The organism is Mucilaginibacter flavidus (assembly GCF_024055575.1).
Taxonomy (GTDB): Bacteria; Bacteroidota; Bacteroidia; order Sphingobacteriales; family Sphingobacteriaceae; genus Mucilaginibacter; species Mucilaginibacter flavidus.
Map to the genome: position 1 here is coordinate 169,350 of NZ_JAMXOE010000007.1, position 24,313 is coordinate 193,662.

The 24,313-nt window shown below is 42.8% G+C and carries 28 protein-coding genes and 1 tRNA gene; 17 read left to right on the top strand and 12 right to left on the bottom strand.

Going from position 1 to position 24,313, the window contains the following annotated elements; genetic code table 11:
• Nucleotides 1–37 precede the first annotated feature (37 nt).
• The gene (locus tag NAF19_RS13275; RefSeq protein ID WP_252790622.1) at nt 38–466 is read right to left on the bottom strand and encodes a GNAT family N-acetyltransferase; all 429 of its coding nucleotides are present in this window, start codon (nt 464–466) and stop codon (nt 38–40) included.
• 148 nt (nt 467–614) lie between these two features.
• Complete coding sequence (locus tag NAF19_RS13280) at nt 615–1,304, bottom strand: YggS family pyridoxal phosphate-dependent enzyme (protein ID WP_252790547.1); 690 nt, start codon at nt 1,302–1,304, stop codon at nt 615–617.
• 44 nt (nt 1,305–1,348) lie between these two features.
• On the opposite strand from NAF19_RS13280, the gene NAF19_RS13285 reads away from it, so the two are divergent.
• From NAF19_RS13285 to NAF19_RS13295, 3 genes are read left to right on the top strand one after another with little or no spacing between them, the layout of a single operon-like run.
• Nucleotides 1,349–1,747 (top strand): DUF4296 domain-containing protein, encoded by a 399-nt coding sequence (locus NAF19_RS13285; RefSeq protein WP_252790548.1) that lies wholly within the window; start codon nt 1,349–1,351, stop codon nt 1,745–1,747.
• Nucleotides 1,747–4,107, top strand: a complete 2,361-nt coding sequence (locus tag NAF19_RS13290; protein ID WP_252790549.1) for an endonuclease MutS2 — start codon at nt 1,747–1,749, stop codon at nt 4,105–4,107. Before NAF19_RS13285 ends, NAF19_RS13290 begins: the two co-directional genes overlap by 1 nt.
• Nucleotides 4,108–4,150: 43 nt before the next feature.
• A complete protein-coding gene (locus NAF19_RS13295; RefSeq protein ID WP_252790550.1) occupies nt 4,151–5,227 on the top strand; it encodes a GDSL-type esterase/lipase family protein in 1,077 nt (358 codons plus the stop codon).
• 137 nt (nt 5,228–5,364) lie between these two features.
• On the opposite strand, the gene NAF19_RS13300 is transcribed toward NAF19_RS13295, so the two are convergent.
• Nucleotides 5,365–5,985 (bottom strand): hypothetical protein, encoded by a 621-nt coding sequence (locus NAF19_RS13300; RefSeq protein WP_252790551.1) that lies wholly within the window; start codon nt 5,983–5,985, stop codon nt 5,365–5,367.
• A gap of 127 nt (nt 5,986–6,112) precedes the next feature.
• Between NAF19_RS13300 and NAF19_RS13305 the strand changes: the two genes are divergently transcribed.
• Together NAF19_RS13305 and NAF19_RS13310 are read left to right on the top strand one after the other, a co-directional pair.
• A complete protein-coding gene (locus NAF19_RS13305) occupies nt 6,113–6,811 on the top strand; it encodes a CoA transferase subunit A (RefSeq protein WP_252790552.1) in 699 nt (232 codons plus the stop codon).
• A 176-nt stretch (nt 6,812–6,987) separates the two neighbouring features.
• Nucleotides 6,988–7,644 (top strand): 3-oxoacid CoA-transferase subunit B, encoded by a 657-nt coding sequence (locus tag NAF19_RS13310; RefSeq protein ID WP_252790553.1) that lies wholly within the window; start codon nt 6,988–6,990, stop codon nt 7,642–7,644.
• Nucleotides 7,645–7,724: 80 nt separating this feature from the next.
• Here the strand turns inward: NAF19_RS13310 and NAF19_RS13315 are convergent, their stop codons facing one another.
• The 3 genes from NAF19_RS13315 to NAF19_RS13325 are packed head-to-tail and all read right to left on the bottom strand — an operon-like array spanning nt 7,725 to nt 10,254.
• Entirely contained in the window at nt 7,725–8,360 is a 636-nt protein-coding gene (locus tag NAF19_RS13315) for a uridine kinase family protein (protein WP_252790554.1), read from the bottom strand.
• Nucleotides 8,353–9,474: a LysM peptidoglycan-binding domain-containing protein gene (locus NAF19_RS13320; RefSeq protein ID WP_252790555.1), complete on the bottom strand. Its 1,122-nt coding sequence runs from the start codon at nt 9,472–9,474 to the stop codon at nt 8,353–8,355. Before NAF19_RS13320 ends, NAF19_RS13315 begins: the two co-directional genes overlap by 8 nt.
• 21 nt (nt 9,475–9,495) lie before the next feature.
• Nucleotides 9,496–10,254 (bottom strand): DUF4905 domain-containing protein, encoded by a 759-nt coding sequence (locus tag NAF19_RS13325; protein WP_252790556.1) that lies wholly within the window; start codon nt 10,252–10,254, stop codon nt 9,496–9,498.
• A 229-nt stretch (nt 10,255–10,483) separates the two neighbouring features.
• On the opposite strand from NAF19_RS13325, the gene proS reads away from it, so the two are divergent.
• The 4 genes from proS (at nt 10,484) to NAF19_RS13345 (ending at nt 15,016) form a co-directional block, all read left to right on the top strand.
• Nucleotides 10,484–11,956, top strand: a complete 1,473-nt coding sequence (gene proS, locus NAF19_RS13330) for a proline--tRNA ligase (RefSeq protein ID WP_252790557.1) — start codon at nt 10,484–10,486, stop codon at nt 11,954–11,956.
• Nucleotides 11,957–12,159: 203 nt separating this feature from the next.
• The gene (locus NAF19_RS13335; RefSeq protein ID WP_252790558.1) at nt 12,160–13,311 is read left to right on the top strand and encodes a cystathionine gamma-synthase; all 1,152 of its coding nucleotides are present in this window, start codon (nt 12,160–12,162) and stop codon (nt 13,309–13,311) included.
• Between the two features lie 19 nt (nt 13,312–13,330).
• The gene (locus tag NAF19_RS13340) at nt 13,331–14,158 is read left to right on the top strand and encodes a TIGR02757 family protein (RefSeq protein WP_252790559.1); all 828 of its coding nucleotides are present in this window, start codon (nt 13,331–13,333) and stop codon (nt 14,156–14,158) included.
• An 87-nt stretch (nt 14,159–14,245) separates the two neighbouring features.
• The gene (locus tag NAF19_RS13345; RefSeq protein ID WP_252790560.1) at nt 14,246–15,016 is read left to right on the top strand and encodes a hypothetical protein; all 771 of its coding nucleotides are present in this window, start codon (nt 14,246–14,248) and stop codon (nt 15,014–15,016) included.
• A 66-nt stretch (nt 15,017–15,082) separates the two neighbouring features.
• On the opposite strand, the gene NAF19_RS13350 is transcribed toward NAF19_RS13345, so the two are convergent.
• On the bottom strand, nt 15,083–15,367 hold the full coding sequence (locus NAF19_RS13350) for a hypothetical protein (RefSeq protein ID WP_252790561.1): 285 nt from the start codon (nt 15,365–15,367) through the stop codon (nt 15,083–15,085).
• 236 nt (nt 15,368–15,603) lie between these two features.
• Between NAF19_RS13350 and NAF19_RS13355 the strand changes: the two genes are divergently transcribed.
• Nucleotides 15,604–15,759, top strand: a complete 156-nt coding sequence (locus NAF19_RS13355; RefSeq protein WP_252790562.1) for a hypothetical protein — start codon at nt 15,604–15,606, stop codon at nt 15,757–15,759.
• A gap of 121 nt (nt 15,760–15,880) precedes the next feature.
• On the opposite strand, the gene NAF19_RS13360 is transcribed toward NAF19_RS13355, so the two are convergent.
• A complete protein-coding gene (locus tag NAF19_RS13360) occupies nt 15,881–16,540 on the bottom strand; it encodes a hypothetical protein (protein WP_252790563.1) in 660 nt (219 codons plus the stop codon).
• 1 nt (nt 16,541) lies between these two features.
• A complete protein-coding gene (locus NAF19_RS13365) occupies nt 16,542–17,054 on the bottom strand; it encodes an RNA polymerase sigma factor (RefSeq protein ID WP_252790564.1) in 513 nt (170 codons plus the stop codon).
• A gap of 355 nt (nt 17,055–17,409) precedes the next feature.
• Between NAF19_RS13365 and NAF19_RS13370 the strand changes: the two genes are divergently transcribed.
• From NAF19_RS13370 to NAF19_RS13395, 6 genes are all read left to right on the top strand, one after another.
• Complete coding sequence (locus NAF19_RS13370) at nt 17,410–18,588, top strand: metallophosphoesterase (RefSeq protein WP_252790565.1); 1,179 nt, start codon at nt 17,410–17,412, stop codon at nt 18,586–18,588.
• A gap of 31 nt (nt 18,589–18,619) precedes the next feature.
• On the top strand, nt 18,620–18,931 hold the full coding sequence (locus NAF19_RS13375; RefSeq protein ID WP_252790566.1) for a hypothetical protein: 312 nt from the start codon (nt 18,620–18,622) through the stop codon (nt 18,929–18,931).
• Between the two features lie 3 nt (nt 18,932–18,934).
• Nucleotides 18,935–19,552 carry a hypothetical protein gene (locus tag NAF19_RS13380; RefSeq protein WP_252790567.1) on the top strand — a complete coding sequence of 206 codons (618 nt, stop codon included), beginning with the start codon at nt 18,935–18,937 and terminating at the stop codon, nt 19,550–19,552.
• Nucleotides 19,553–19,650: 98 nt separating this feature from the next.
• Nucleotides 19,651–20,640 (top strand): 3-keto-disaccharide hydrolase, encoded by a 990-nt coding sequence (locus NAF19_RS13385; RefSeq protein WP_252790568.1) that lies wholly within the window; start codon nt 19,651–19,653, stop codon nt 20,638–20,640.
• Between the two features lie 21 nt (nt 20,641–20,661).
• The gene (locus NAF19_RS13390; protein ID WP_252790569.1) at nt 20,662–21,027 is read left to right on the top strand and encodes a VOC family protein; all 366 of its coding nucleotides are present in this window, start codon (nt 20,662–20,664) and stop codon (nt 21,025–21,027) included.
• A 187-nt stretch (nt 21,028–21,214) separates the two neighbouring features.
• A complete protein-coding gene (locus tag NAF19_RS13395; RefSeq protein ID WP_252790570.1) occupies nt 21,215–21,874 on the top strand; it encodes a class I SAM-dependent methyltransferase in 660 nt (219 codons plus the stop codon).
• A gap of 9 nt (nt 21,875–21,883) precedes the next feature.
• On the opposite strand, the gene NAF19_RS13400 is transcribed toward NAF19_RS13395, so the two are convergent.
• The gene (locus NAF19_RS13400; RefSeq protein WP_252790571.1) at nt 21,884–22,618 is read right to left on the bottom strand and encodes an AAA family ATPase; all 735 of its coding nucleotides are present in this window, start codon (nt 22,616–22,618) and stop codon (nt 21,884–21,886) included.
• 411 nt (nt 22,619–23,029) lie between these two features.
• On the opposite strand from NAF19_RS13400, the gene NAF19_RS13405 reads away from it, so the two are divergent.
• On the top strand, nt 23,030–23,500 hold the full coding sequence (locus NAF19_RS13405; protein WP_252790572.1) for a hypothetical protein: 471 nt from the start codon (nt 23,030–23,032) through the stop codon (nt 23,498–23,500).
• Nucleotides 23,501–23,536: 36 nt separating this feature from the next.
• On the opposite strand, the gene NAF19_RS13410 is transcribed toward NAF19_RS13405, so the two are convergent.
• Nucleotides 23,537–23,620, bottom strand: a tRNA-Leu gene (locus tag NAF19_RS13410).
• A gap of 23 nt (nt 23,621–23,643) precedes the next feature.
• The gene (hscB, locus tag NAF19_RS13415) at nt 23,644–24,174 is read right to left on the bottom strand and encodes a Fe-S protein assembly co-chaperone HscB (protein ID WP_252790573.1); all 531 of its coding nucleotides are present in this window, start codon (nt 24,172–24,174) and stop codon (nt 23,644–23,646) included.
• Nucleotides 24,175–24,313 lie beyond the last annotated feature (139 nt).

Sequence of the window (24,313 nt, forward strand, 5' to 3'; positions counted from 1 at the left end):
TACGTGATCTCTTATGGGTATTAACAATGAGCGGTGTTTATAAATCAGTCGCCATTAATTGCTCTTTCGATAACGATGCATTCAACCAGCCCGCCTCAACAGCGGCGCCATATTTCTTTTGATAAAAGGTTATCGCCGGCTCGTTCCAGTCAAGCACCTGCCAGCTCATGCCGTTAAAGCCAAGTTCGTTAGCCTCCACGATCAACTTGTCAAAAAGTAATTTGCCAATGCCTTTTCCGCGAGCCGCCTCAGTCACTATTAAATCCTCCAGGTATAATCGTTGCCCTTTCCAGGTAGAATATCGGATATAATACACCGCGAAACCTAAAATTAGCCCATCGCTTTCGGCCACAAATGCCTTCCACACGGGGTTTTTGCCAAATCCGGCGTCTTCAAATTCCTGCAGGGTAACGGTAACTTCCTCTGGCGCGCGTTCAAAAAGGGCCAGTTCATTTACCAGTTCCATTAATCGGGGACAATCTTCTTTTTTAGCTATTCTTATTAACACGATTTATATGATTTTATTGATTTACACGATATTAACACGATTTACATGATTTTACGGATTTACACGATTCTTTAGTCCTGTAAATCTTTTAAATCTCTAAATCGTGTTAATTGTTTTTCCAGTGCTTTATCACTCTTTGCCCAAAAATGGTGCTACCCAGTCTTACCATGTTGCTGCCTTGTTCAATAGCAACTTTATAGTCGGAGGACATACCCATCGATAGGGTATCGAATGATTTATCTTTCCTGAAAAAGCTTTGTTTTATACCATCGAAGAATGTTTTCAACTCGTAGTACTCGTCCTTTATTTGCTTTTCGTTATCAGTATTTGTAGCAATGCCCATCAATCCGCGGATTTTTACGTTTTTTAAAGCAGTGAATTCTTCCGAGCGCAGCAGTTCAATCACCTCATCAAACCCAAGGCCGAATTTTGTTTCTTCGTCCGCAATATAAACCTGTAACAGGCAGTCGATAACGCGGTTGTGCTTTTCGGCGTGCTTATTAATTTCCTGCAGTAATTTAAGGCTGTCAACAGATTGTATCATGCTGATAAAAGGGGCAATATACTTAACCTTGTTACTTTGCAGGTGGCCAATCAGGTGCCATTCAATATCTTTTGGTAGCTGTTCGTACTTTTCTACCAGTTCCTGCACCATATTTTCGCCAAATAAGCGTTGTCCTGTGTTGTAAGCCTCCAGCACGTCTTCAACCGGTTTGGTTTTCGATACTGCTATCAGCGTTACGTTTATAAGTTCAGTTTCTTTTTTTAAGCTTTTGATGTTCTCTGCTATGCTCATTAATCCGTAAATTTGCCTAAATGTATACGCCGCTAAATTACAGAATGCATAAATATATCGCCTTGTTTTTTTCAGTATCGCTTTTATTATTTTCGTGCAATGGTGATAACACCCCTAAAGGAATTATAAAACATAAAGAAATGACCAGCCTTTTAACCGAGGTGCACCTGGTTGACGGGCGCATGTCGGGCATATTTCAATCAGCCGACAGCCTGACGAAATATGGTTCGGTTCGCTACGATGCCTTGTTCAAACGCTATCATACCGATTCGGTTACATTTAATAAAAGCCTTAAATATTATGCCAGCCAGCCGGCTGAAATGTCTAAAATGTACGACGATATATTGGCGAACCTGAAATTTAAAACCGATTCATTAAACAAAGCGCAGCGTAAAACCGATTCGCTGAGAAGATTACAAGAACAAAAAGTTAAACCACAATAATGCTTTACCCCGACAATAGTACTGATAAGCTTGGGTTTACCGAGGTAAAGGAACTGATAAAGGCACATTGCCTGAGCGACATGGGCCGCCAGATGGTGGACAAAATACAGGTAATGAATAACTACGAGCAAATACGTAAGTTTCTTTACCAGGCCAACGAGTTTAAAAACATCCTGCAAAATGATGCGCCTTTGCCCATCCATCATTTTTTTGATATAAAGTCGCTTGCTAACAAAGCTAAAATTGAAGGCGCTTTTTTAAGCGAAGAAGAATTTTACCAGGTACAGGCTTCACTGACCACGGTATTCGCAGTCATAGGTTATTTTAATGAGCGCGAAGGTCAATATCCAAACCTGGAAGCTTTGTTCGAGCATTTGCCGATTGAAAAGGCTATCCTCAAAAAGATAGATTTGATTATCGACCAAAAAGGGAAGATGCGTCCTAATGCCTCGCGCGATCTGCTGGACATCACCTCGGGCATTGCCAAAGCCGAACAGGAGGCACGCCGCAAAATAGACCAGATATTTAAAAGCGCCACGGCAAACAACTGGACCGCCGATGGCTCGTTAACCGTACGAGACGGGCGTTTATGTATTCCTTTGCTGGCCGAAAATAAGCGTAAGCTGAAGGGGTTTATTCATGATGAGTCGGCTTCCGGCCAAACTGTTTACATGGAGCCAGAGGAAGTATTTTCGCTCAATAATAAGATCCGTGACCTTGAATTTGAGCGCCGCCGCGAGATTGTTAAGATACTGACTGCCTTAACGGGCGAATTGAGGCCATATGTCCCGTTACTATTGTCGTACCACGGACTGCTGACAAAACTTGATTTTGTACGTGCCAAAGCACTGTTTGCCATTGATATTGAAGGCACCATGCCTGAGGTTGTGAATGAAGCCAGGCTTAAGCTTACAAATGCCCGCCATCCGTTGTTACTGCTGAACTTTAAAAAAGAAGGGAAAACAGTGGTGCCCTTAAACGTGCAGATTGACGAAGGCACACGCATCGTCGTGGTATCGGGGCCTAACGCCGGTGGTAAATCTGTATGTATGAAAACCGTTGGGCTGCTGCAAATGATGGTGCAGGCAGGGTTGCTGATTTCTGCGGCTGAAGGCAGTGTTGCCGGAGTGTTTAAGCAATTATTTGTCGATATCGGTGACGACCAGTCTATTGAGAGCGATTTGAGTACTTACAGCGCGCACCTGTCAAAAATGAAAAACTTTGTGGAGCAGGCCAATGGTAAGACACTGATACTAATTGATGAATTTGGTACAGGTACCGACCCACAGTTTGGTGGCCCGATTGCTGAGGCTGTGTTGGAATCATTAAACCAGAAAAAGGTACGGGGTATGGTGACTACCCACTACTCAAACCTTAAAATATTTGCAAGCCACACCGAAGGGATTGAAAACGCATCCATGTTGTTTAACAATGTTGAGATGAAACCCCTTTACATATTGGAAGTTGGCAAACCCGGCAGCTCGTATGCTTTTGAGATTGCACAAAAAATTGGTCTACCACAAAATGTGCTTAATCTTGCGAAAAACAAAATAAGTGCCGGTCAAAAAAAGGTAGATACCTTGCTGGTTGATTTGGAACGTGAAAAAAAAGAAATTTACGACAGCAAAATAAAACTCGAACGCCAGCAGCGCCAGGTAAATACGTTACTTGCCGAAAACGAGAAGCTGAAAAGCTATTTAGAGGAAAATAAAAAGGCGCTGATCAAGGATGCTAAAGACCAGGCAAAAAATATAATTTTAAATGCCAACAAGCTGGTTGAAAACACGATATCCGAAATTAAAAGCAGCAATGCCGATAAAGAGATAACAAAAAACTTACGCGAGAACTTAAGCCGGGAGTTGCAAAAAAATACAGTTAAACCGGTTGTAGTTAAACCAGCCCAAACTGAAGATGAAGAATTAAAGCCCGGCGACTGGGTAAAACTAACCGACAGCGAAACTACCGGCCAGGTAATAGAATTGATAAAGGATAACGTGGTGATTGCCATTGGCGATTTACGCACCGTGGCTAAAAGAAAGCGGGTGATGAAGGTGTCAAAATCTGCGGTGCCGAAGGAGATACGCAAGAGTTACAGTCAAACCAATGACATGGCCAGCTTTAGCCCAGAGATTGATGTGCGCGGCATGCGGACAGAGGATGCGCTGGGCAATATTGAGCGGCTGTTTGACCGTGCGGTAATGATGGGATTTGGCAACCTGAAGATAATTCATGGAAAGGGTGATGGCATCCTCCGTAAAATGATACGCCAATATTTAAAAAAATACGAACAGGTTGACCGTATGGAAGATGAGCATTTAGACAGGGGCGGAGATGGGATTACTTATGTATATTTGAAATAGAACCTGGATTAAGCAGATTTTTCGGATTTTTCTGATTTGAAATATGAACAGTAGATTTTTAATTTTTTTTAGTGCGATTTTAATAAGTTTAAGCTCCGCTGCACAAACCGCCATTAAATTTAACGACCCGCACATCCACTATATGGGCCGGATTGCCATGCGTGATAGTGCTGCGGAGCTTTCCTGGTCGGCGAATTCAATAAAAATTAACTTTAGCGGTACCGGTGTTAGCGCCACTTTAAGGGATGAACGCTCAGATAACAACTATAATGTGATTATTGACGGCAAAGTTGTCAGTAAGCTGCATCCTGAAAAGGATAAAAAGGATTATGTACTGGCATCAGGACTACCAGTCGGCAAGCACACGCTCGAACTGTTCAAACGCACCGAATGGGCAATGGGCAAAACCTGGTTTTACGGACTAACACTTGCCAAAGGAAGCAAAATATTAGCAGCCCCGGCCACCAAAAAACATAAAATAGAATACTTTGGCGATTCGATTAGCTGTGGCTATGCAGATGAGGATACAACAGGGCAGGACAGGGGCTCCAGCCCTTATGAAAATGGATATATCAGCTACTCTGCGATAACCGCCCGCCACTATAATGCAGAGTTTTACAATACCTCAAAAAGCGGTATAGGTATAACGGTGAGTTGGTTTCCCCTGGTTATGTCTGAAATGTACGACCGGCTGGATGCCACCAATCCCGACAGTAAATGGGATTTTTCAAAATATACGCCCGACCTGGTAATTATTAACCTGTTTCAAAATGACTCATGGATTGTTAAACTGACCGACAACGAGCAGTTTAAGGCAAAGTTTGGTACAACTGCCCCAACCAATGAATTTATTATAAACGCCTACCGCAGTTTCGTAAAAAGCGTACGGTCGAAATATCCTAAAGCAAAGATTGTGTGTATACTGGGCAGTATGGATGCTACCAAGGCAGGCTCGCCATGGCCCGGGTATATTGATAAAGCTGTGGCCGGTTTAAACGATAAAAATATTTACACTCATTTTATTCCCTACAAAAATACCAACGGACATCCCAGCGTCAAAGAACAGCAAGCAATGGCTGATGATTTGATTGGATATTTGGATGGTGTAGTTAAATGGTGAGTTGTAATAAAACTATGTAATGCTGAACTTGTTTCAGCACCCCATTTACTAAGTCTGATATGCATGGCGATGACCTTTATGATGAGGTGCCGAAATAAATTCGGCATGACGATAGTCGTTTAGCCTTTCGAACTAATTCACCTTTCTGTATGCTCTGCCTCATCTTCGCCAACCTTTTGCTGGTCGGGTACTTCGTTAGAGCCGGGGATATTGGGTTCGTTTTCGTTATCGGCAGTGCCTTCCTGATAGCCGGTTTCTTCGTGCGGACGGTCGTTCTCGCCATCGCCGCGTTCTTCCGGCTTTTCCGGCTTCGGTGTTTCATTGTGCCAGTTGGCATAAGGTTGAGCTTTGGCATAATCCGGCTCGCCGTCCTGGCTTTTTAATTTAAAGTTGGTATCCTCAGGGTGCTCTTCCGACGGCTCAGTGCGGGCAAAGTAGGCATTAGAGTATCCGGCGTTTTGCGATGGGTTATTCTTATCATCACCCGCCGGTGTTTTACTGTTTTTGCCAAAACTATGGCCGCCCATAGCCTGGCCTTCCTGTACCGGCTTCATATTGTTTTCGCTTTTGCCGTATAAATTCCGCTCGAGGTGTTCTTCAGTTAAATTTTTGTCATCATTAACACGCCATGCCTTTGGTTTATCAGCCGGCTTATTTGGAGAATTGTCCCAATCATCCAAATGCTTGTTGTTGTTAAATTCCATAGTTTGTTTGTTGATGTATAGATAATTACGATTGGGGAGGAGAATTGTTTTCATTAGTTGATAGTAGCTGCGGTTAGTGTTATAAATACAACTATTTCAGCTACTCTTTTTTTAGGCTATGAACCATGAACTATCAACCATGAACTAAAAAACACTAATTTTGCCACACCAATTATAAAACATGAATAAAACAGTTAGCAATGCTGATGAAGCCGTGAGCGATATTCAGGATGGCATGACCTTAATGATGGGCGGCTTCGGCATGAGTGGTCTGCCCGAAAAATGCATAGCAGCTTTAGTTAAAAAAGGAGTTAAGGACCTTACCTGCATTTCAAACAATGCAGGTGTCGACGATTTTGGCATTGGGCTGATGTTGAAACAGCGCCAGGTTAAAAAAATGATATCGTCGTATGTTGGCGAAAACGCTGAGTTTGAGCGCCAGTTGTTGAGCGGTGAGCTGGAGGTTGAACTGATACCACAAGGAACCCTTGCCACCCGTTGCATGGCAGCCGGCTACGGTATGCCTGCAATTTTTACGCCTGCAGGAATCGGTACTGAAGTAGCTATAGGTAAAGAAATCCGCAATTTCAATGGTAAAGAATACCTAATGGAGATGGCTTTTGAAGCCGATTTCGCCATCGTTAAAGCGTGGAAGGGCGATACTATGGGCAACCTGATATACCGCGCTACAGCCCGTAATTTTAATGCAGTTATGGCCATGGCGGGTAAAATCACTATTGCCGAAGTGGAAGAGCTTGTGGAACCTGGTGAGCTTGATCCCAATTTTATTCATACTCCGGGGATTTATGTGCATAGGATATTCCAGGGTGTGAATTATGAAAAGAGGATTGAACAACGCACGGTTCGCAAAAGGACATAACCAAGCGTCATCTGAACGTGCTAATCAGGCACCGATAAACTGCGTGGTGACCTGACGGAAGCTTTTAGGCTGCCACAAACTAAAGGTCCTTGAATGTCCTGCGTAGAGGTTGCTTCGTTCCTCGCAATGACGGATGGGAAATCGGTTGATAATAAATACTATAAGTAAAAAAGCAAATGCTTGACAAAGAAGGAATAGCAAAACGTATTGCTAAGGAAATTAAAGACGGTTACTATGTAAACCTGGGCATAGGTATACCAACGCTGGTGGCTAATTACATTCCGGAAAATATTGATGTGGTGCTGCAGTCGGAAAATGGGTTGCTGGGAATGGGGCCGTTCCCGTTTGAGGGGGAAGAGGATGCTGACATAATTAATGCAGGCAAGCAAACTATTACCATGTTGCCCGGTTCGGCAGTGTTTGATTCTGCTATGAGCTTTGGGATGATACGGGCGAAGAAAGTAAACCTTACGATTTTAGGCGCCATGGAAGTATCCGAAAACGGCGATATTGCCAACTGGAAAATTCCCGGCAAAATGGTGAAAGGCATGGGCGGTGCGATGGACTTGGTGGCATCGGCAGAAAATATAATTGTGGCCATGCAGCATGTAAACAAAGCAGGTGAATCAAAGCTGTTGCCAAATTGTACCTTACCCTTAACTGGCGTTAACTGCGTTAAAAAAATCGTTACTGAATTAGCAGTACTTGATGTATTGCCAGAAGGCGGCTTTAAATTGCTGGAACGTGCTCCTGGGGTGAGTGTTGAAGAAATTAGGAAGGCGACTGCGGGGAAATTAATTATTGAGGGGGATATTCCCGAGATGATAATTTGATTTGAAGATTTGATGGTGTGCTGATTTGAAGATGACGAATGAATACTTTTTGATTTTCAAATTTTCAAATCGGCACATCTTCAAATTAAAACACGCTGCCTTAAATCCCTCGATATCTCCTCCGTAACACAAATAATATCTTCAGCTTTGTGGCTGTTATTTACGATTATCTTATCGCATTCGCCTTTATAAGGCAGCAGGAACTCTTTGTACGCAGGTGTTACATGATTTGCCCATCTGTACATCACATCCTCGTGCGAATAGCCGCGTTCCAGTAAATCGCGCTTAAGGCGGCGTTGCAGGGCGATGTCATTATCAGCTTCGATGAAGATCTTTAGGTCAAGTGTTTCGGCGATCTTTTTAAAGTGAAGAATAAACAAGCCTTCAACAATAATGATGGGTGCAGATTTTATCTCCAGTATTTTAGGGATAGCATCAGGATTATTAAAAGTGTATTCTTTTTTAACTATGGTTTGGCCGTTAATCAGGCTGTCAATGTCTGCCTCAAAATGGTCATGATCGATAGTTGAAGGGAGATCGAAGTTATAGTACATATTTTCTTCCTTGGTCATGTGATGGGCCACAGGAAAATAGTAGTCATCCTGCGATACCAGGCAAACCTCATCCGCAGAAAAATGCTCTAAAAAACACTTCAAAAAAAAAGTCTTGCCGGAGCCACTTCCCCCGGCAATACCAATTATATATGGTTTATTCATTCGGACTACCGTAGCTGATGTTTACATGAAAGCGTTTATCTAAAGCGCCTAATGAGTCGGCAACATTTTTTGTCATTACTAAAATAACATCTTTTGTTGATTCATTGTCTGTAAAGCGGCCAACTACTTTTGCAAAAGTAGTGCGGTTAGTCATTGGGTTGGTGATTTTTATCACGGTGCCTATCGGCGCAGTGCGGTGCAGTACTAATTTTTTGTTGGGATCGAGGCTTGGGTCATCAATCCAGGTTGCAGCACCTTTTTCATTTTTCTCGTAGATGCCGAACTTATTGGCGTTTAAATGGCGGTCGGCGCTGTCCTTCAAAATGGCTGACGGCTGGGTCGAGTCGCGTATCGCTGTTGCTTGTTGTGCAATGGTATTTACAACAGTTTGCTGTGGTTGAGTTTGCGGTGACGCCGGCGGTTGTACCTGTTGTGGTGCACCTGCGTTGCTTATCAATAATACCTGGCCGGGTTGCAGGCTGGTTGACGTTAGGTTGTTAAACTTTGTAAGCTGATCTACAGTAGTCCCAAAACGTTTAGCAATAGAATACAGGGTTTCACCTGCGGAAACCTTGTATTGTGTAGGAGGTGTGGTATCCTGTTGAGGCTGTTGAGCCGGTTGCTGTACAATCTGCTGCTGAGCTGGTTGTGGCGCTACCTGTTGTTGCACAGGTTGCTGAACCGGCTGTGTTGCCTCAGCCGGAGCCGACTCCTGCTCAGTAGCCTGTTCCTTATGTTTGTGTTTTTTTGCTGCCTGGCGTTCTTCTTCAGCTTCGCGCGCCAGCCTGGCCTTTTTCTCTTTTTTGGTTTCTTTGGCAGGCTTCTTTTCAGCTATTTCTTTTTTGCCTTTTTTAAATGGCATATCAGTTGGCACATTTACAATTTTACCTAATGAAAGGGTTGCTTTTTTTGCGCCGTTAAATTTCATCAATACTTCGGGCTTAATGTTATAGCGGTGCCCGATGGAATAATAGGTATCGCCTGCTTTCACCTTAAACTGCACCATTTTTTTGCCATCGTTATTTTTTACGCCGATTGAATCGACTACAGGTTTGGCAAATAATTGGGAAAATGACAATAATGAAAGGGCCAAGAATAGAATCTTAAATTTCATAATTAACTTAGGGTCAGTAATTTATAGGGATAAAACCTTTAGTTCAGTTTTATTTTTTATGTAAATTAAACAATTATTATGCATTATAAACGCCTCCGGCTGGATTTTTTGTATATCAGCATTTAATAAATCTTCATACACCACGCTGCTTCCCTCAAATATGTAGAGTGTTTGTATCAGTTGCCCCGCCTTTAGCGCGTGCAAAGATACAATTCTAAAATTATTGTACTCAAGATAATGCACCCAATTTCCATATGGATGAATGGTAATTAAGCCAGGCGGCAAAAGTTCTGCCGGCAATTGTTCGGGTACAACGATATGATTTTCGGGCTCCGGGAAAATATAGGGTTCGTAAATACGGGTGGTTGTACCGGTTTTTATCTCCGCCAAAAATAATTTGCGCGGCTGCATGCGCGTATCATAAACAACGGGTCCCTTAGCTGTTAAATGGTCGAACGCATGGGTGAAATTGTTCCATAACGTTTGGCTGGTAATGGCATCAATGGCCAGCAGGCCTTTATGGGTTGGCCCGGTTTCTGATTGGTAGTAATGTATAAGTAACACGCCCCCCCAGGCGCATTCAATGCCTGTAAGCCACTGCTCGGACGTTGTTAAATCCTTAAAGTAAAGCTGGCCGCCTTTTAAATCTATCGACCCAAAAGAAACAGACCTGTCCTCATTGTTTCTTATTTCAACAAGCAGGATCTCATTTGCGGCATCAATTTCCATACGCCAGATAGTACCGGCAAATTGCTGATCGACGTGTGGCGATAGTGTCATATTACGTGCAAATATGAAGATAAATTGCGGTGTTACCAGTCCGTTGGTGATTGAAGGGGGAACGGTTCCTGGTTTCCGAGTTCGGAACCCTGATTGGTGAGCCGTTTTTTACAGGTGCATTGTTTTAGATAGCTTTTTGCATTAAAATCCAATAATCCTATAAATCTTATAAATCTTAGTTTAAATTTGGCCTCTTTATAAATTCAAACATCACAAACTATTAATTAATATGAGCAAAGGGGTTGTAAGTAAGGACGAAGATTATTCGCAATGGTATAACGACCTGGTGTTGAAAGCCGATATGGCTGAGTATTCGCCGGTTAAGGGTTGCATGATAATTAAGCCCTATGGTTATTCAATTTGGGAACGTATGCAGGCCGTTTTGGACGGCATGTTTAAAGAAACAGGCCACGTCAATGCCTATTTCCCGATGATGATACCGAAATCTTTTTTCTCGAAAGAGGCCAGTCACGTTGAGGGGTTTGCTAAAGAGTGCGCGGTTGTTACCCATTATCGCCTTAAAAACGATGGCAACGGCAATATAGTGGTTGATGAAACCGCCAAACTGGAAGAAGAACTGATATTACGCCCAACCTCTGAAACTATTATCTGGAACACTTATAAGGGCTGGATACAATCGTACCGCGACCTGCCGATATTGGTTAACCAATGGGCCAACGTGGTGCGCTGGGAAATGCGTACCCGCCTGTTTTTACGCACCACCGAGTTTTTATGGCAGGAAGGGCATACCGCCCATGCAACCCCCGAAGAAGCGATTGCCGAAACCGAACAAATGCTAAATGTATATGCCGATTTTGTAGAGAACTGGCTGGCATTACCTGTTGTGCGTGGTAAAAAAACTGCTAACGAGCGTTTTGCCGGGGCACTGGATACCTATTGCATTGAAGCATTGATGCAGGATGGCAAGGCTTTACAGGCAGGCACTTCGCATTTTTTAGGGCAGAATTTTGCCAAGGCTTTTGATGTGAAATTCACCAATAAAGAAAATAAGCTTGATTACGTGTGGGCAACCTCATGGGGAGTGTCAACCCGTTTGATCGGCGCGTTGATAATGGCCCATTCGGATGATGCCGGACTAGTATTGCCACCAAAACTGGCGCCGATACAGGTTGTTGTTGTGCCGATATATAAGCACCAGGAAGAACTGGACAATATCTCCATGTTTGTAAAAGAACTGACAAGAGAACTGAAAGCTAAAAACATCAGGGTTAAATTTGATAACCGTGATACACATCGCCCGGGAGCTAAGTTTGCCGAGTATGAGTTGAAAGGCGTTCCATTGCGCGTAGCTATAGGCAGTCGTGATATGCAAAACGGCACCGTTGAGCTTGCCCGTCGCGATACAAAAACCAAGGAAACGGTTAACCAGGAAGGTTTGACGGCGGTTATTGAAGTTTTACTGGAAGAAATACAAAGTAATATCTACCAAAAAGCATTAAACTTTAAAGCTGAAAATACCACCGAGGTTGACACGTACGACGAATTTAAACGTATGTTGGATGAGCAGCCGGGTTTCCTGTCAGCGCATTGGGATGGCACATCTGAAACGGAGCAACGGATAAAAGATGAAACTAAGGCTACAATCCGTTGCATACCTTTGGATAATAAGCAGGAGGAAGGAAAGTGTATACTTACCGGAAAGCCGTCGACACAGCGCGTACTGTTCGCCCGGGCTTATTAATTTGAATTTAAAACTCTTTGTCATTGCGAGCCACGAACGAGCGCGGCAATCGCGAACTTTACAGAGTTGCTCTGCGTAGTTCGCGATTGCTTCGTTCCTCGCAATGACAAAGTTTGAGAGAATTTGCATGCATGATTAATATTGGAGTTGATAAATCACGGCATCTTTTCTTTTATAATTTATTGACCGTTAACTCACCAATCATGAAATTCGCAACAAAAGCAATACATGCAGGGCAGGAGCCTGATCCGTCAACCGGAGCCGTAATGACTCCCATCTACCAAACATCAACTTACTGGCAAAAATCGCCGGGAGATAATAAAGGGTTTGAATATTCACGTGGTACCAACCCAACGCGTAAGGCTTTGGAAAGCTGTTTGGCTGCTTTGGAAAATGCAGAGTTCGGCCTGGCGTTTTCGAGCGGAATGGGCGCTACGGATGCAGTAATGAAATTGCTTGCTCCGGGCGATGAAGTTATTACCGGCAATGACCTGTATGGTGGTTCATACCGCATATTCACCAAAATATTCGCAAACTACGGCATCAAGTTCCATTTCCTGGATTTATCAAACCCGGAAATTGTTCGCGAATATGCCAATGATAAAACCAAGTTGGTTTGGATTGAAACACCAACCAATCCAACCATGCAAATTGTTGATATTGCAGCGATAGGTAAAATCACCAAAGAAAAAAATATCTTATTTGCGGTAGATAATACCTTTGCCTCGCCCTACCTTCAAAACCCGATTGATATGGGCGCGGATATTGTAATGCACTCAGTAACGAAATACATTGGTGGCCATAGCGATGTGGTGATGGGTGCTTTGATGCTGAACGATGAGGATTTGTATAAAAGGCTTTGGTTCATCTATAACGCCTGCGGTGCAACGCCCGGGCCGATGGATAGCTTTTTGGTGCTGCGTGGCATAAAAACCCTGCACCTGCGGATGAAGGCCCATTGCGAAAACGGCGCGAAAATTGCCGAATACCTGAAAACGCACCCGAAAGTTGAGAAAATATACTGGCCAGGCTTTACCGACCACCCTAACCACGAAGTTGCCAAAAAGCAAATGCGCGGTTTTGGGGGTATGATCTCCATTGTGCTGAAAGGTGCCGATTTGCAGGAAACTTACCGTATAGCCTCAAACTTTAAAGTATTCGCGCTGGCGGAATCACTGGGTGGGGTAGAATCATTAATTAATCACCCGGTAAGTATGACGCATGGTTCGATACCAAAAGCCGAGCGCGAGAAAGCGGGCGTGGTTGATAATTTGTTGCGGTTGAGCGTAGGGGTAGAGGATGTGGATGATTTGCTGGAGGATTTGAAGCAAGCGCTGAGCCCCCTAACCCCCTGAAGGGGAACGATAGTTCGATATGCTAAAGTACGATATTCAAAAGCTCCCCCTTCAGGGGGCTGGGGGGCTAAAAGCTTTCCTCGATTCAAAAGTAACCCGATACAACCGTCCCGAATTTATTCCGAACGACCCGGTTTCCATTCCGCACATGTTTACCCGAAGGCAGGATATCGAAATTATGGGGTTGTGGGCGGCTGTTTTGGCCTGGGGGCAACGGGTAACTATCGTCAATAAGTGTAAAGAACTAATCACCCTGATGGATGGTGCACCCTATGATTTTATCATGAATCACCAGGAAATTGATTTAAAAAAGCTGCTACATTTTAAACACCGCACTTTTAACGATATCGACACGCTTTATTTTATATCGTTTTTCAGGTATCATTATGAGAATTACGAATCGCTGGAGTCGGCGTTTTTGCCCCCTAGCCCCCTAAAGGGGGAACAGGAACTGGGCGGACAGGAACCTATTGAGAAATACTTGAATTATTTTAGGAACTACTTTTTTTCATTGCCTGATTTTCCGCACCGTACTAAAAAACATATTTCATCGCCATCGCAAAAATCAACCTGTAAGCGGTTGAACATGTTTTTACGCTGGATGGTGCGTAAGGATAATTGCGGGGTTGATTTTGGTATCTGGAAACATATTAAGCCGTCGGAACTGATAGTACCCTGCGATTTGCACGTTGACCGCGTTGCCCGTAAACTAAGCCTCATCAGCCGCAAACAAACCGACTGGCAAACTGCAGTTGAACTAACTCAACGATTAAGGCAATTTGATTCGGCTGATCCGGTTAAATACGATTTTGCGTTATTTGGGTTGGGCATAGAGGAGAAGTTTTAGACTGGGTGTCTTTTTCAAGATTTGACCGATATAATTCCTTGAACTTTTTTTAGTTTTATCGCAATTTAAAAACACGATATCTTTGTCATGAAAGCTCCGCTGCTATTTATAATTCTTTTTGGATTCTTTATTAATATTACCAAAGCTGAAGTAATTAATGGGCCTGCAAATGTTCGCGTGAGTCCAAATAAACAAATTCTTGTTTCTTTAAATGATGGGGTAGACATAGAATGTGGTCTATTGACTAACGGTTGGTTTAAAATCTCCTTCACAATCAAAATTACGAAGCAACAATATGATAAAGGATATGAAGTAAAAAAGGGTGACATTCTGATCGATCAAAAAAATAAAATTATCGGCGCTGCCTTTGGAGATATTCCTACCGGAATGGCTATTCCAGGAACCTATGGAGGTTTAAAAAGCCCCGCTGTTTATGAAATGGAAATTTTGGGTTACGTTCATCAATCCAATATAAAGCTAAACTCAATTCCTGAAAATGTAATAGATTCAACGTTTAAACGAGGCGCGTTCAGTTTTCAATATGAGTCTTTAAGAGGTTTTATGGGGGAAAATCACTTTAAGGCTCAGGGCATCATCAAAAGAACACTCCCTAATTGCGAGGAGTATTGCGTCTATGAAAGCACCGTTATCGATCCCTCTCCACGCTATAGAATAGGGCTAATTTTCGAAAATAGCGAATTAATTGCTATTGAACATTCGAGGGGTGTTAAAATAGGGGATTATAAGGAGCACGTCACTTCTGACGGCAACAAACTTATCATTTTTAGGTCGCCAAAAAACATGGATACTAAATCGTTCCTAAACAAAATAAATATGTCAAGGGCTGGTGCCGATTAAGTAAACATTCAATTCTAAAATCAGTTATATCTTTTAAATGAAAAGCGACTCACAGGCCGCTTTTTATTATTTATCGGTATGCCGGATCACGATATCAGCAGTATTGGGCCCTGTTACATCAATGCGCACTAATTTACCATCTTTAAAATAGTAGTACTTATCCCCGGTCGATTGGAACATCGAGTGGTCGTACTTTTTATAAACCGTTGTATGTTCCGTTTGCTCAATAAGATCAGCGCCTTTGTTGTGCGCCCTGAACTCTGCTTCGGATGTTCCGATAGAATAAATTTGTGTTTTGCAGCCGGTAATAATTGAGAGGGATAGTAAGCCGAAAAATAATAGCTTTTTCATAAATAATGTGATTAGATCTTTAGTAATAAACAAAGCTTTAGCTCTTTGTTGGTTTGACCTGCATCACAGAGAAAGGTTTATCTCTTAATATGTTTTTTGGAAGTATTACATTGGCTAATTTAACAACTGTTTGTTTTTCAGGAAATTAAAATTTCAGCGATTTGATATTATAAACCCTAATCAGGATTATTCACTTGAATTGCATGAGTTAAAATGTCAATGTATTGATAATTAGCATGTTTCATAGCGTTCGGGATGTTCCGCATGTGTGTAAATGGGACGCCTTGCCGGCGTGTAACCTGCTGGCAGGTATTCTCTTTAAACGGCCTGCATCAACTACAAGCCTGCAAAATGTGTGGAAGGAATTCCCCGATAATAACTTAATTGTTTGATAGTCAATACATTAATTATTGATAAAATTTAAGTAATTGATAATCAGTACGTTACATAGTGTTCGGGGTGTTCCGTGTGTAAAAATGGAACGCTTTGGACCGCATAAAGTGAAATTATAAGTTATGCAACAACAAGCTCCTTGTCCATTTTATAGTCTTCAATCTCGTTCATAAACTCCATCGCATTTATTAGCTTTTTGCCACCAAAACCTTCTATAAAAGCCTTTACCCACTTTATGTGGATATTTTTATAAGTGAGTTTATTATACAGGTACACTGATAAGCCGATAAAAAGCGCGACTACAGTAAGGTTGATGATCCAAAAAGTACTCCCGCCATGATCAACCAGTTGCTGGCTGTACCAAAAGGTGCACCAAAATGGTGTCTGCAATATCATTATTCTGCCCGAATTACTTAAGGACGCCTGTATGGTTGCCAGCTTTTGCTGTGCAAGGGTAATGTTATCGGCAACGTTTACCTTGTCGAGCAGGGCAAGGTGCCTGATATAAGTTGCCACTGCAAAAATATTAAACAGGGCAATAATACCCATCGAGCCGGCGAAGTAAATATTGCGGTAGCCGATTATCGTCCAGAATACTAAAAATAATACCCAAAGTATGCCAAACACTACCCCGGTCACCTGGTTGCGGCGGAAAGAGTTGATGTTGCTTTCTGCCTTTTGGGCCTGAAGTTCATTCATTATTTTTTGATTAAGCTGCAGCGATTTTTCAAGCTTTAAATCGTATTTATGCCATAGTTGTTTTATATCCAGTTCTTCCATTTCATTGGGTGTTTATTTTTGAAAACCTTTGTTTTAATTGTTCTTTTATCCTGTTTATTTTGGTGCGAATGTTTGTTTCGCTTAACCCCAATATTTCTGCCATTTCTTTACCGCTTTTTTCTTCAAGGTATAGCAGCATCAGTGCCCGGTCGAACTCTTTCAATTCGCTGATGAATTGGTGTAAAAGGCTGAGCTCATATTCTTTATCGCCTTTGTCGTTCTCATCAGCAAACGCAATAATGCTGTCAGGCATAGGGGTTATCAGCTCTTTTTTTCTTTTTTCCTGCCGATAGGAAGCTATCGCCACGTTCAACGCGACCCGGTACATCCAGGTAGAAAGTTTGCTTTTTTCATCGTAGCTGGCAAAAGAGCGCCACAACTGCAGGATGATTTCCTGCATAAGGTCTTTTTTATCATCCTCGTCCTTTTTAAACGAATTGGCAATTTTGTAAATGATGCCCTTGTGCTGCTCAATTATGGATAAAAATTGTTCGTTTTGCTCAGGCGTGCCCATTTGTTTGCATATACTTTTACTAATTTAATTGTTAATTACAGGTAATTAGTAGCGCGGGGGAAAAGAATGTCACAAATAGATTTAAAATTCTTTTAAATGCAGAAGCCCAGAATATGGACCGGTCTTTTATAACCCTAGGGGACATAAAGTATTGTGTCTCTACTGCTGGGAACACGTAACGCTCATGACCTTACCTGGCGGTGGCAAAATTGGCTTTAATGAAGCGCACCACGAACTGCCATAGGAATGTAAACTATAAAAGTTTCCTGTTTTTATTTAAAATATTTGCGTAGGCCGTTCGTCATGCTAATAAAGGCGACACCAAACAATTAACGCCTGCCGCAATTTAACATACATGAAAACACGACTTCCGTTTATTTTATTGGCATGGATAGCTGCCGATTTCTACTTTTTTAAAGCTGTTGAAACACTCACAAACAATCAATTTATTTTATGGGGATACTGGCTGGTTGATTTATTGCTTGCCTTAGGGTTTGCAGTTTTGATGAGCCGTGGTCGCGGTAACAGGTCGCCAGTCAATTTGATTGCCGCCCTGATGGCCGGCACACTACTTGCTTTTGTACCTAAAATTTTGGCAATGCCGGTTTTGTTGGGGGAGGACATTACGCGGATGTTCAGAAGCTTTCCGCCACGGAGTATTTGGGCAAGCGAACTTGCTGTATTTGTCGCCCTATTTGTTTTTATAAGTTTACTTTACGGCATGACCGGCGGGCGGCACCGTTATAAAGTCCACCGCGTAACCCTAAAGTTTGATGATTTGCCAAAGGAATTTGATGGCTTCACGATAACCCAATTATCTGACATCCACGCCGGCAGTTTCAGCAGTCGAAAAGGCGTTGAAAAAGGGGTTTCGTTGGTAAATAAACACAACAGTGATTTAATTTTATTTACCGGCGACCTGGTGAACAACAAAGCAAGTGAGATGGATCCATGGATGGATACTTTTGCTAAACTGGATGCCCCATTTGGTAAGTATTCAGTTTTGGGCAACCATGATTACGGCGATTATACCAGTTGGGAAAGCGAGGAGGCAAAAACGACTAACCTTGTAAGATTAAAACAAGTACATAAAGAAATTGGGTTTAATTTATTGCTGAACAATTCCGTTCAAATAAAAAAGAACGGCGCCGCTATAGCTTTAATAGGAGTGGAGAACTGGGGCAAGGGCGGTTTTCATAAATATGGCAGCTTAACCCGGGCAGCGGCAAATGTGGGCGACGATGAATTTAAGATCCTGATGTCGCACGACCCCTCACATTGGGAGGCAAAAACACTGGAACACGAAAAGCACATTAACCTTGCGCTCGCCGGGCATACGCATGGCATGCAGTTTGGCATCGAGTTGTTTGGTTTTCAGTGGAGCCCGGTAAAATATATGTACCCCCAGTGGGCGGGTCTTTACGAACGCAAGGGCAAATACCTGTATGTTAACCGCGGCTTTGGCTTTTTGGGTTTTAAGGGCAGGCTGGGCATTTGGCCGGAGATAACTGTAATAACATTGAAAAAGAAATAACACTTTGTTATCTTTCCGCAAAAAAAATAACATGAAAGTTGTTAGGGTTATGTACACGGTGCGGCCTGAATATGTCGCAGTCAACCAGGTCAATATCGCAGGTATCGTCGCGGAATTAAAACTACTCAATCATCCCGGCATAAAGAATGGTGCATGGTTGCTACCCGATGGTAAAACATTTATGCATTTCGACCAGTTAGAAAACGAGGCTGCGCATGAGGTGCTAACCTCACTCGAATCGTTTAAAAAATTTGCTACTGAACTGGAAGCAAGTGGGATGGAAGTTGAACCAACGCTGGAACTGCTTACGCTATCTGCGTCCACCGAAACGTATTTCGACTAACCTATGCTGCAAAACCGCGTAGACCCACAAGGAAATATCATCACCACCAGCGCACGCGGCGCCTGGCTCGGCAACCGTGGCCAATTGCACGGTAAAGGCAAAACTATATTACGGCCGTTTAAGCATAAGGCCTGGATTATTTGCGTGCTGCAATTTAAAAACAGGCACAGGCAGGTAATGTCGGCAGGACTATGGACGGAATTGTTTTTCTTGGATGAGGCTACGGCCTTTGCAGCAGGCCACCGGCCCTGTTTTGAATGCCGGCGCGAACACGCCAATCGTTTTAAGTCGGCCTGGCTTAAAGGTAATCCCGGCTACGGGTTCTATAAAAAAACATCTATTAATAAATTCGACGATATATTGCAGGGCGAAAGGATTGATGCAAATAACGAAAAAGTAACCTTTGAAGCAGATATTAACGATTTGCCGGATGGGACTTTTGTACAGCTTGACGACGAACCTTATCTGATTTCAAACCATTTAATCCATCATTGGACGCCGTTTGGCTACGATAAAACCGCATCTTTCCTTTCATTATCAAAAGTAACTGTGCTCACGCCAAAATCTACAGTCGCGGCGTTCAGGGCGGGGTACAGACCACAACTAAAAATTGACAGTTAGTAAAACTGTTTTGAATTTGTTGATGTTTTTATAAAACGAAATAAAAAGCTACCTTTCAAAATCAATAACACCCTATAAAATCAACCAAAAATATTAAAATGAAAAAATTATCGATGTTCGGCCGTAAGTATGTTCCCCGTTTTCTGCAGTCGCAAATTATGTTGCTGCTGGTGCTTTGTTCGGCCACCAGGATTTTTGCCCAGCATGCAGAAATGAAAAAAGACCCGGATGTAATTGGGCGTTGGGATTTAACGATTGACAAAGATGGCAAGGGCATACCATCGTGGCTGGAAGTGCAAAAATCGGGCACACATACGCTAATCGGTCGTTTTTGCTACGCTTTCGGTAGCGCCCGGCCTGTATCAGAGGTTAAAGACAATTTTGGCAAATACAGCTTTTCTATCCCGCCGCAGTGGGAAGACGGCAAAAGTAATATGGATTTCCAGTTCGAGGTAAAAGGCAACCAAATTAGCGGCACGATGGTTTATGTTGATGGTGCGACTTATAATTGGACAGGCGTACGCGCACCGGCTTTAATTCGCTCTAAAGCCCCGGTTTGGGGGCCGGCAGTGGCACTGTTTAACGGCAAAAACACCAAAGGCTGGCATGCTGACGGCGAAAAAAACCAGTGGATAGCTGAAAAAGGCATTTTGAGGAGCCCGCATTCAGGCGCGAACCTTTTAACTGATAAAACTTACAAAGATTTTAAACTACACATTGAATTCCGTTATCCGCAGGGAAGCAACAGCGGCGTTTACCTGCGCGGTCGCTACGAGTTACAGGTTATCGATACCAAAAGCGGTGAACCTGAGCCAATAAACTGCCAGTTCAGCGCCATTTACGGATTTTTGCCGCCAAACAAAATGATGGCGAAGAACCCGGGCGAATGGCAGTCGTACGACGTTACGTTGGTTGGCCGCATGGTAACTGTTGTAGCTAATGGAACAACAGTTATAAGCAACCAAATAATACCCGGCATAACAGGTGGCGCAATAGACAGCAAGGAAGGCGAACCCGGCCCGATATTTATACAAGGCGACCACGGCCCGATTGACTACAGGAATATAACGATCAGGGAAGGGAAATAAACCTTAGATCAATAACAAAAAATGCAACACAGAGGTAAGTCGATCCGCCCGTTTATTGGTGCCGAAAATTTTGAAATATCGCGCAGTTTTTATCGTGACCTCGGTTTTGAGGAAACGGTGCTGTTTCATAATATGTCGGTGTTTAAATCAGGCGGATTGGCTTTCTATTTGCAGGACGGTTATGTAAAAGACTGGGTAGACAATACCATGATTTTTATGGAAGTCGACGATGTTGATAAATTTTGGGACGACCTTGTGAAGTTAGATCTTCCCGGAAAATATAAGCGCGTAAAACTAACACCTGTTCGTGCGTTTGACTGGGGTAAGGAATGTTATGTACACGACCCTTCGGGGATATTGTGGCATTTCGGGGAGTTTAGTAAGTAAGGAGTAAGGCCAAGCGGCTTTATTTCGATATATGTCAATATCGGTTCAATTCGGATTTGTTGTATATTTATACATGTCAACCGACGATAAATCTGCACAATTTTATAGGCTGAGAGCAAAAGAATATGCTGCTCACGTTCGAAATCGGAAAGAATCCGTCTACCATGCGTATTACGAAAAGCCGGCAATGTACGCGCTATTACCCAATATTGAAGGTAAAACCGTACTAAGTGTGGGCTGCGGGAGCGGGGAAGATAGCATATACCTCAAAAAGCGTGGAGCGGCAAAATCGGTAGGTATTGATATGATCGATGAGATGATCAAGATCGCTGAGAATTCATATCCTGAATGCGAGTTCCATATCATGGATATGGAAGCAATCGACTTCCCGGACCATAGTTTTGATTTCGTATACTCAAGCCTTGCGATCCACTATGTAGAGGATTGGAGCAAAGTATTTGTACATATATATCGCATACTGAAACCAAATTCATCATTTCTTTTTTCATGCGGGCACCCGCTGCGGTTTGCAATGGACGATACCGGCAGCGAAGAATTCTTCACGCGGACATTACAGATAAACGAAAAGATAGACACCCGCGAAGTAACAATCACAGGAGATTACTTTGCAAAAAGAAAAACGATTGACGCCCTTGGCAAAAACACTGCGAACACCTGGACCATGCCAATTGGCGATATTTCCACGGCAGCTACGGACGCCGGCTTTCTTATCGAACGGTTGGTAGATCCCCGTCCGTTAGAAGAGCTCAAAGAGATAGACCCGCAGACTTACTACCGGCTACGTAAGATACCGGAGTTTTTGATATTTAAGTTGAGAAAAATGTGACGGATGCCTTCAACCGTCCATCAAATGCCTCAAATACGCCTCCGGGTTATCCAAAAACGATTTGGTGAGATAAAAGTGCTCCGTATTTTCGTAACTCGTCTCGCGCACACCACTTTCATCAAACTGGTAAATAGTGGCGCCCGGGTAACAAATTAGCATCGGCGAGTGGGTAGCTATTATAAATTGCGCCCGGCCGCTTCGGTCAAGTTCATGAATTACCGACATAAAGGCCAATATCCTTGCCGGCGACAAGGCGGCTTCAGGCTCATCAAGGATATAGATACCCGACTCGAACTGGTTATTAAATAAAGAAAGGAACGATTCCCCATGCGATTGTTCGTGGAGTGAACGACCTCCATAGGCCCGAAGCAAACGAGGATCGTCGGCAGCCAGCTCATCAATATAGGAAGCGAAATTGAAAAAACTTTCTGCTCTCATGAAGAAGCCTTCGTTTATCCTGCGCGGAGACCAAGCCAGCTGCAGGTACGGTGCCAGCGCCGATTCGTACCCTTCAAACCGGTGGCCTGTATTTAAATTGTGATTCCGGTTGCCGCCCTTGAGGCTAAATCCGCATTGCTCAGCAATAGCTTCCAGCAAGGTCGACTTTCCGGAGCCGTTCTCGCCCACAAAGAATGTTACGTTACTATCCAGGCAAAGCCTTAAGCCATTATTAAGGCTCGGGATATGCTGCAGGTAAGTGCCATCCAGCAGGGAAGGGTGGGATATGCGGGATAAAAATGGCATGGGTTATTTTTTAGCGCTTCAAAACAAACTTACGATTCTTATTTTATTTAAGGAACTGATAGTACGCCATCCAGTGATTTACGATGACCGGCTGGCTATCCCTAAGCATCGCAAAGTTTGTTAGCATGGTGAAATACGTCCGCAGGCCCGGCAAAATCCAACAACAGATCACCGGACATTACTACGATAGCGATTTTCTTTCTACCCATAAGTCAAAATTAAAACATTGTATTCCTGTCTCAAAGGACATAAAATATACAATTTAGGCCATAAAAATAAAACGCTCCCGATTCTCAGAATGGTTTTATATTCCAGTCCGTCGAAAAATCGAACAATTTTGGAGGATTGAAAAAGTTCGCATAATTACATTCATATTCTAATGATTAAATTAGCGACTCAATTACAATTGACGTGTCAAATATTATTCCGGCAATAACTAAAAGTATTTTTACCTATAAGCAACATAAGGACATTGCTGAAATTTTAAGCAGCCCGATCGTCATTCAAAAATTGCCGATTGTAGGGGAGAGCAAAATTTTCAAAAGTGCTGCGGAAAGGTACGGACACGTAATTATCAAGCTTAGTCTAGAAACAGACGAAAATATTATAAGTAGGGGCGGCGGATATTATAGTTATGAATGGATACCGGAAACAACTGATGTGAACGGAAGCGATGTAATCATTCCTTTAAATAATTCATTTGAAAAACATATAATAGATGAAATAAAAGTATTTGCAACCTTATTAGAAATCTTAAATAAAAACACTACGCATTTACGATTTAGCGTAATAGGCGGAAGTTACAGAATTACTGAAAAGACTTTTTTTGAAGTTGCTACGATAGAAGCAATGATACAAATATTTAAAAAGATGCGTCAATAATCAACAAAGCCCCAATACTTTCGTATCGAGGCTTTGTACCCAGAGCCGGGGTCGAACCGGCACGGCCTTGCGACCACAGGTGTTTGAGACCAGCGCGTCTACCGATTCCGCCATCTGGGCATTTTTGTTTCGGTAGTTTTCCGCTAAAAGCGGGATGCAAATGTATTTAAACTCTCCTTAATTCGCAACAGGTATTTTTGTCTAAAATATAAATCTGCAATTTTATTTAAACGGTCCTCTTTGGCAGTATCGTCCAGTTGTTCGTATCCTGCGGTTCGTGTCGCAATGCTTTCGTCAATATCTCCCTCAATAGCAAGTACTTCGGCGGTGATGTGGCCTAAGGCATCTGCATCGTCAACTTCCATCAGGCGTTCGTTAATGTCCATCATTTCCATTAAAAAATCTGATGGCAGCTGTGGTTTTGCGCCGTCTTCGAGCAAATTATGGGTGCGTAAAATGTATTCCAGGCGCTTGTATGGGTCGGAAAGAGTGTTATAAGCCTTGTTATTTATGGTAGATAGCTCCAGTATTTCCCGCTGTTTTTCGTCACTTTCGTTAGCATGAAAATCCGGGTGATACTTTTTGCTCAGCTCGTAAAATTTCTTCTTCAGCAAAGCGACGTCTGGTGTGAACGATTCAGGGATACCGTAAAATTCAAAATAATTCAAACTCATGGCACAAATTTGCACGAATTTTATCGAATTACACGAATTAAAAGAGGTAACATGAAATATCACAAATTTAGTGCGAGTGCATGCAAAGCGAATACAGTCGAATTATTGGAGTTATAAATTCGTGTAATTCGTTGCAATT

Coding starts and splice junctions, on each gene's coding strand:
- NAF19_RS13350 (WP_252790561.1), bottom strand. CDS start 15,367: ATGAAAAAGCTATTATTTTTCGGCTTACTATCCCTCTCAATTATTACC.
- NAF19_RS13365 (WP_252790564.1), bottom strand. CDS start 17,054: ATGGGCACGCCTGAGCAAAACGAACAATTTTTATCCATAATTGAGCAG.
- NAF19_RS13360 (WP_252790563.1), bottom strand. CDS start 16,540: ATGGAAGAACTGGATATAAAACAACTATGGCATAAATACGATTTAAAG.
- NAF19_RS13300 (WP_252790551.1), bottom strand. CDS start 5,985: ATGAAAACAATTCTCCTCCCCAATCGTAATTATCTATACATCAACAAA.
- NAF19_RS13290 (WP_252790549.1), top strand. CDS start 1,747: ATGCTTTACCCCGACAATAGTACTGATAAGCTTGGGTTTACCGAGGTA.
- NAF19_RS13340 (WP_252790559.1), top strand. CDS start 13,331: ATGCTAAAGTACGATATTCAAAAGCTCCCCCTTCAGGGGGCTGGGGGG.
- NAF19_RS13335 (WP_252790558.1), top strand. CDS start 12,160: ATGAAATTCGCAACAAAAGCAATACATGCAGGGCAGGAGCCTGATCCG.
- NAF19_RS13395 (WP_252790570.1), top strand. CDS start 21,215: ATGTACGCGCTATTACCCAATATTGAAGGTAAAACCGTACTAAGTGTG.
- NAF19_RS13385 (WP_252790568.1), top strand. CDS start 19,651: ATGAAAAAATTATCGATGTTCGGCCGTAAGTATGTTCCCCGTTTTCTG.
- NAF19_RS13310 (WP_252790553.1), top strand. CDS start 6,988: ATGCTTGACAAAGAAGGAATAGCAAAACGTATTGCTAAGGAAATTAAA.
- NAF19_RS13275 (WP_252790622.1), bottom strand. CDS start 466: ATGGAACTGGTAAATGAACTGGCCCTTTTTGAACGCGCGCCAGAGGAA.
- NAF19_RS13305 (WP_252790552.1), top strand. CDS start 6,113: ATGAATAAAACAGTTAGCAATGCTGATGAAGCCGTGAGCGATATTCAG.
- NAF19_RS13295 (WP_252790550.1), top strand. CDS start 4,151: ATGAACAGTAGATTTTTAATTTTTTTTAGTGCGATTTTAATAAGTTTA.
- NAF19_RS13355 (WP_252790562.1), top strand. CDS start 15,604: ATGTTTCATAGCGTTCGGGATGTTCCGCATGTGTGTAAATGGGACGCC.
- NAF19_RS13325 (WP_252790556.1), bottom strand. CDS start 10,254: ATGACACTATCGCCACACGTCGATCAGCAATTTGCCGGTACTATCTGG.
- NAF19_RS13345 (WP_252790560.1), top strand. CDS start 14,246: ATGAAAGCTCCGCTGCTATTTATAATTCTTTTTGGATTCTTTATTAAT.
- NAF19_RS13315 (WP_252790554.1), bottom strand. CDS start 8,360: ATGAATAAACCATATATAATTGGTATTGCCGGGGGAAGTGGCTCCGGC.
- NAF19_RS13375 (WP_252790566.1), top strand. CDS start 18,620: ATGAAAGTTGTTAGGGTTATGTACACGGTGCGGCCTGAATATGTCGCA.
- hscB (WP_252790573.1), bottom strand. CDS start 24,174: ATGAGTTTGAATTATTTTGAATTTTACGGTATCCCTGAATCGTTCACA.
- NAF19_RS13370 (WP_252790565.1), top strand. CDS start 17,410: ATGAAAACACGACTTCCGTTTATTTTATTGGCATGGATAGCTGCCGAT.
- proS (WP_252790557.1), top strand. CDS start 10,484: ATGAGCAAAGGGGTTGTAAGTAAGGACGAAGATTATTCGCAATGGTAT.
- NAF19_RS13320 (WP_252790555.1), bottom strand. CDS start 9,474: ATGAAATTTAAGATTCTATTCTTGGCCCTTTCATTATTGTCATTTTCC.
- NAF19_RS13400 (WP_252790571.1), bottom strand. CDS start 22,618: ATGCCATTTTTATCCCGCATATCCCACCCTTCCCTGCTGGATGGCACT.
- NAF19_RS13285 (WP_252790548.1), top strand. CDS start 1,349: ATGCATAAATATATCGCCTTGTTTTTTTCAGTATCGCTTTTATTATTT.
- NAF19_RS13390 (WP_252790569.1), top strand. CDS start 20,662: ATGCAACACAGAGGTAAGTCGATCCGCCCGTTTATTGGTGCCGAAAAT.
- NAF19_RS13280 (WP_252790547.1), bottom strand. CDS start 1,304: ATGAGCATAGCAGAGAACATCAAAAGCTTAAAAAAAGAAACTGAACTT.
- NAF19_RS13380 (WP_252790567.1), top strand. CDS start 18,935: ATGCTGCAAAACCGCGTAGACCCACAAGGAAATATCATCACCACCAGC.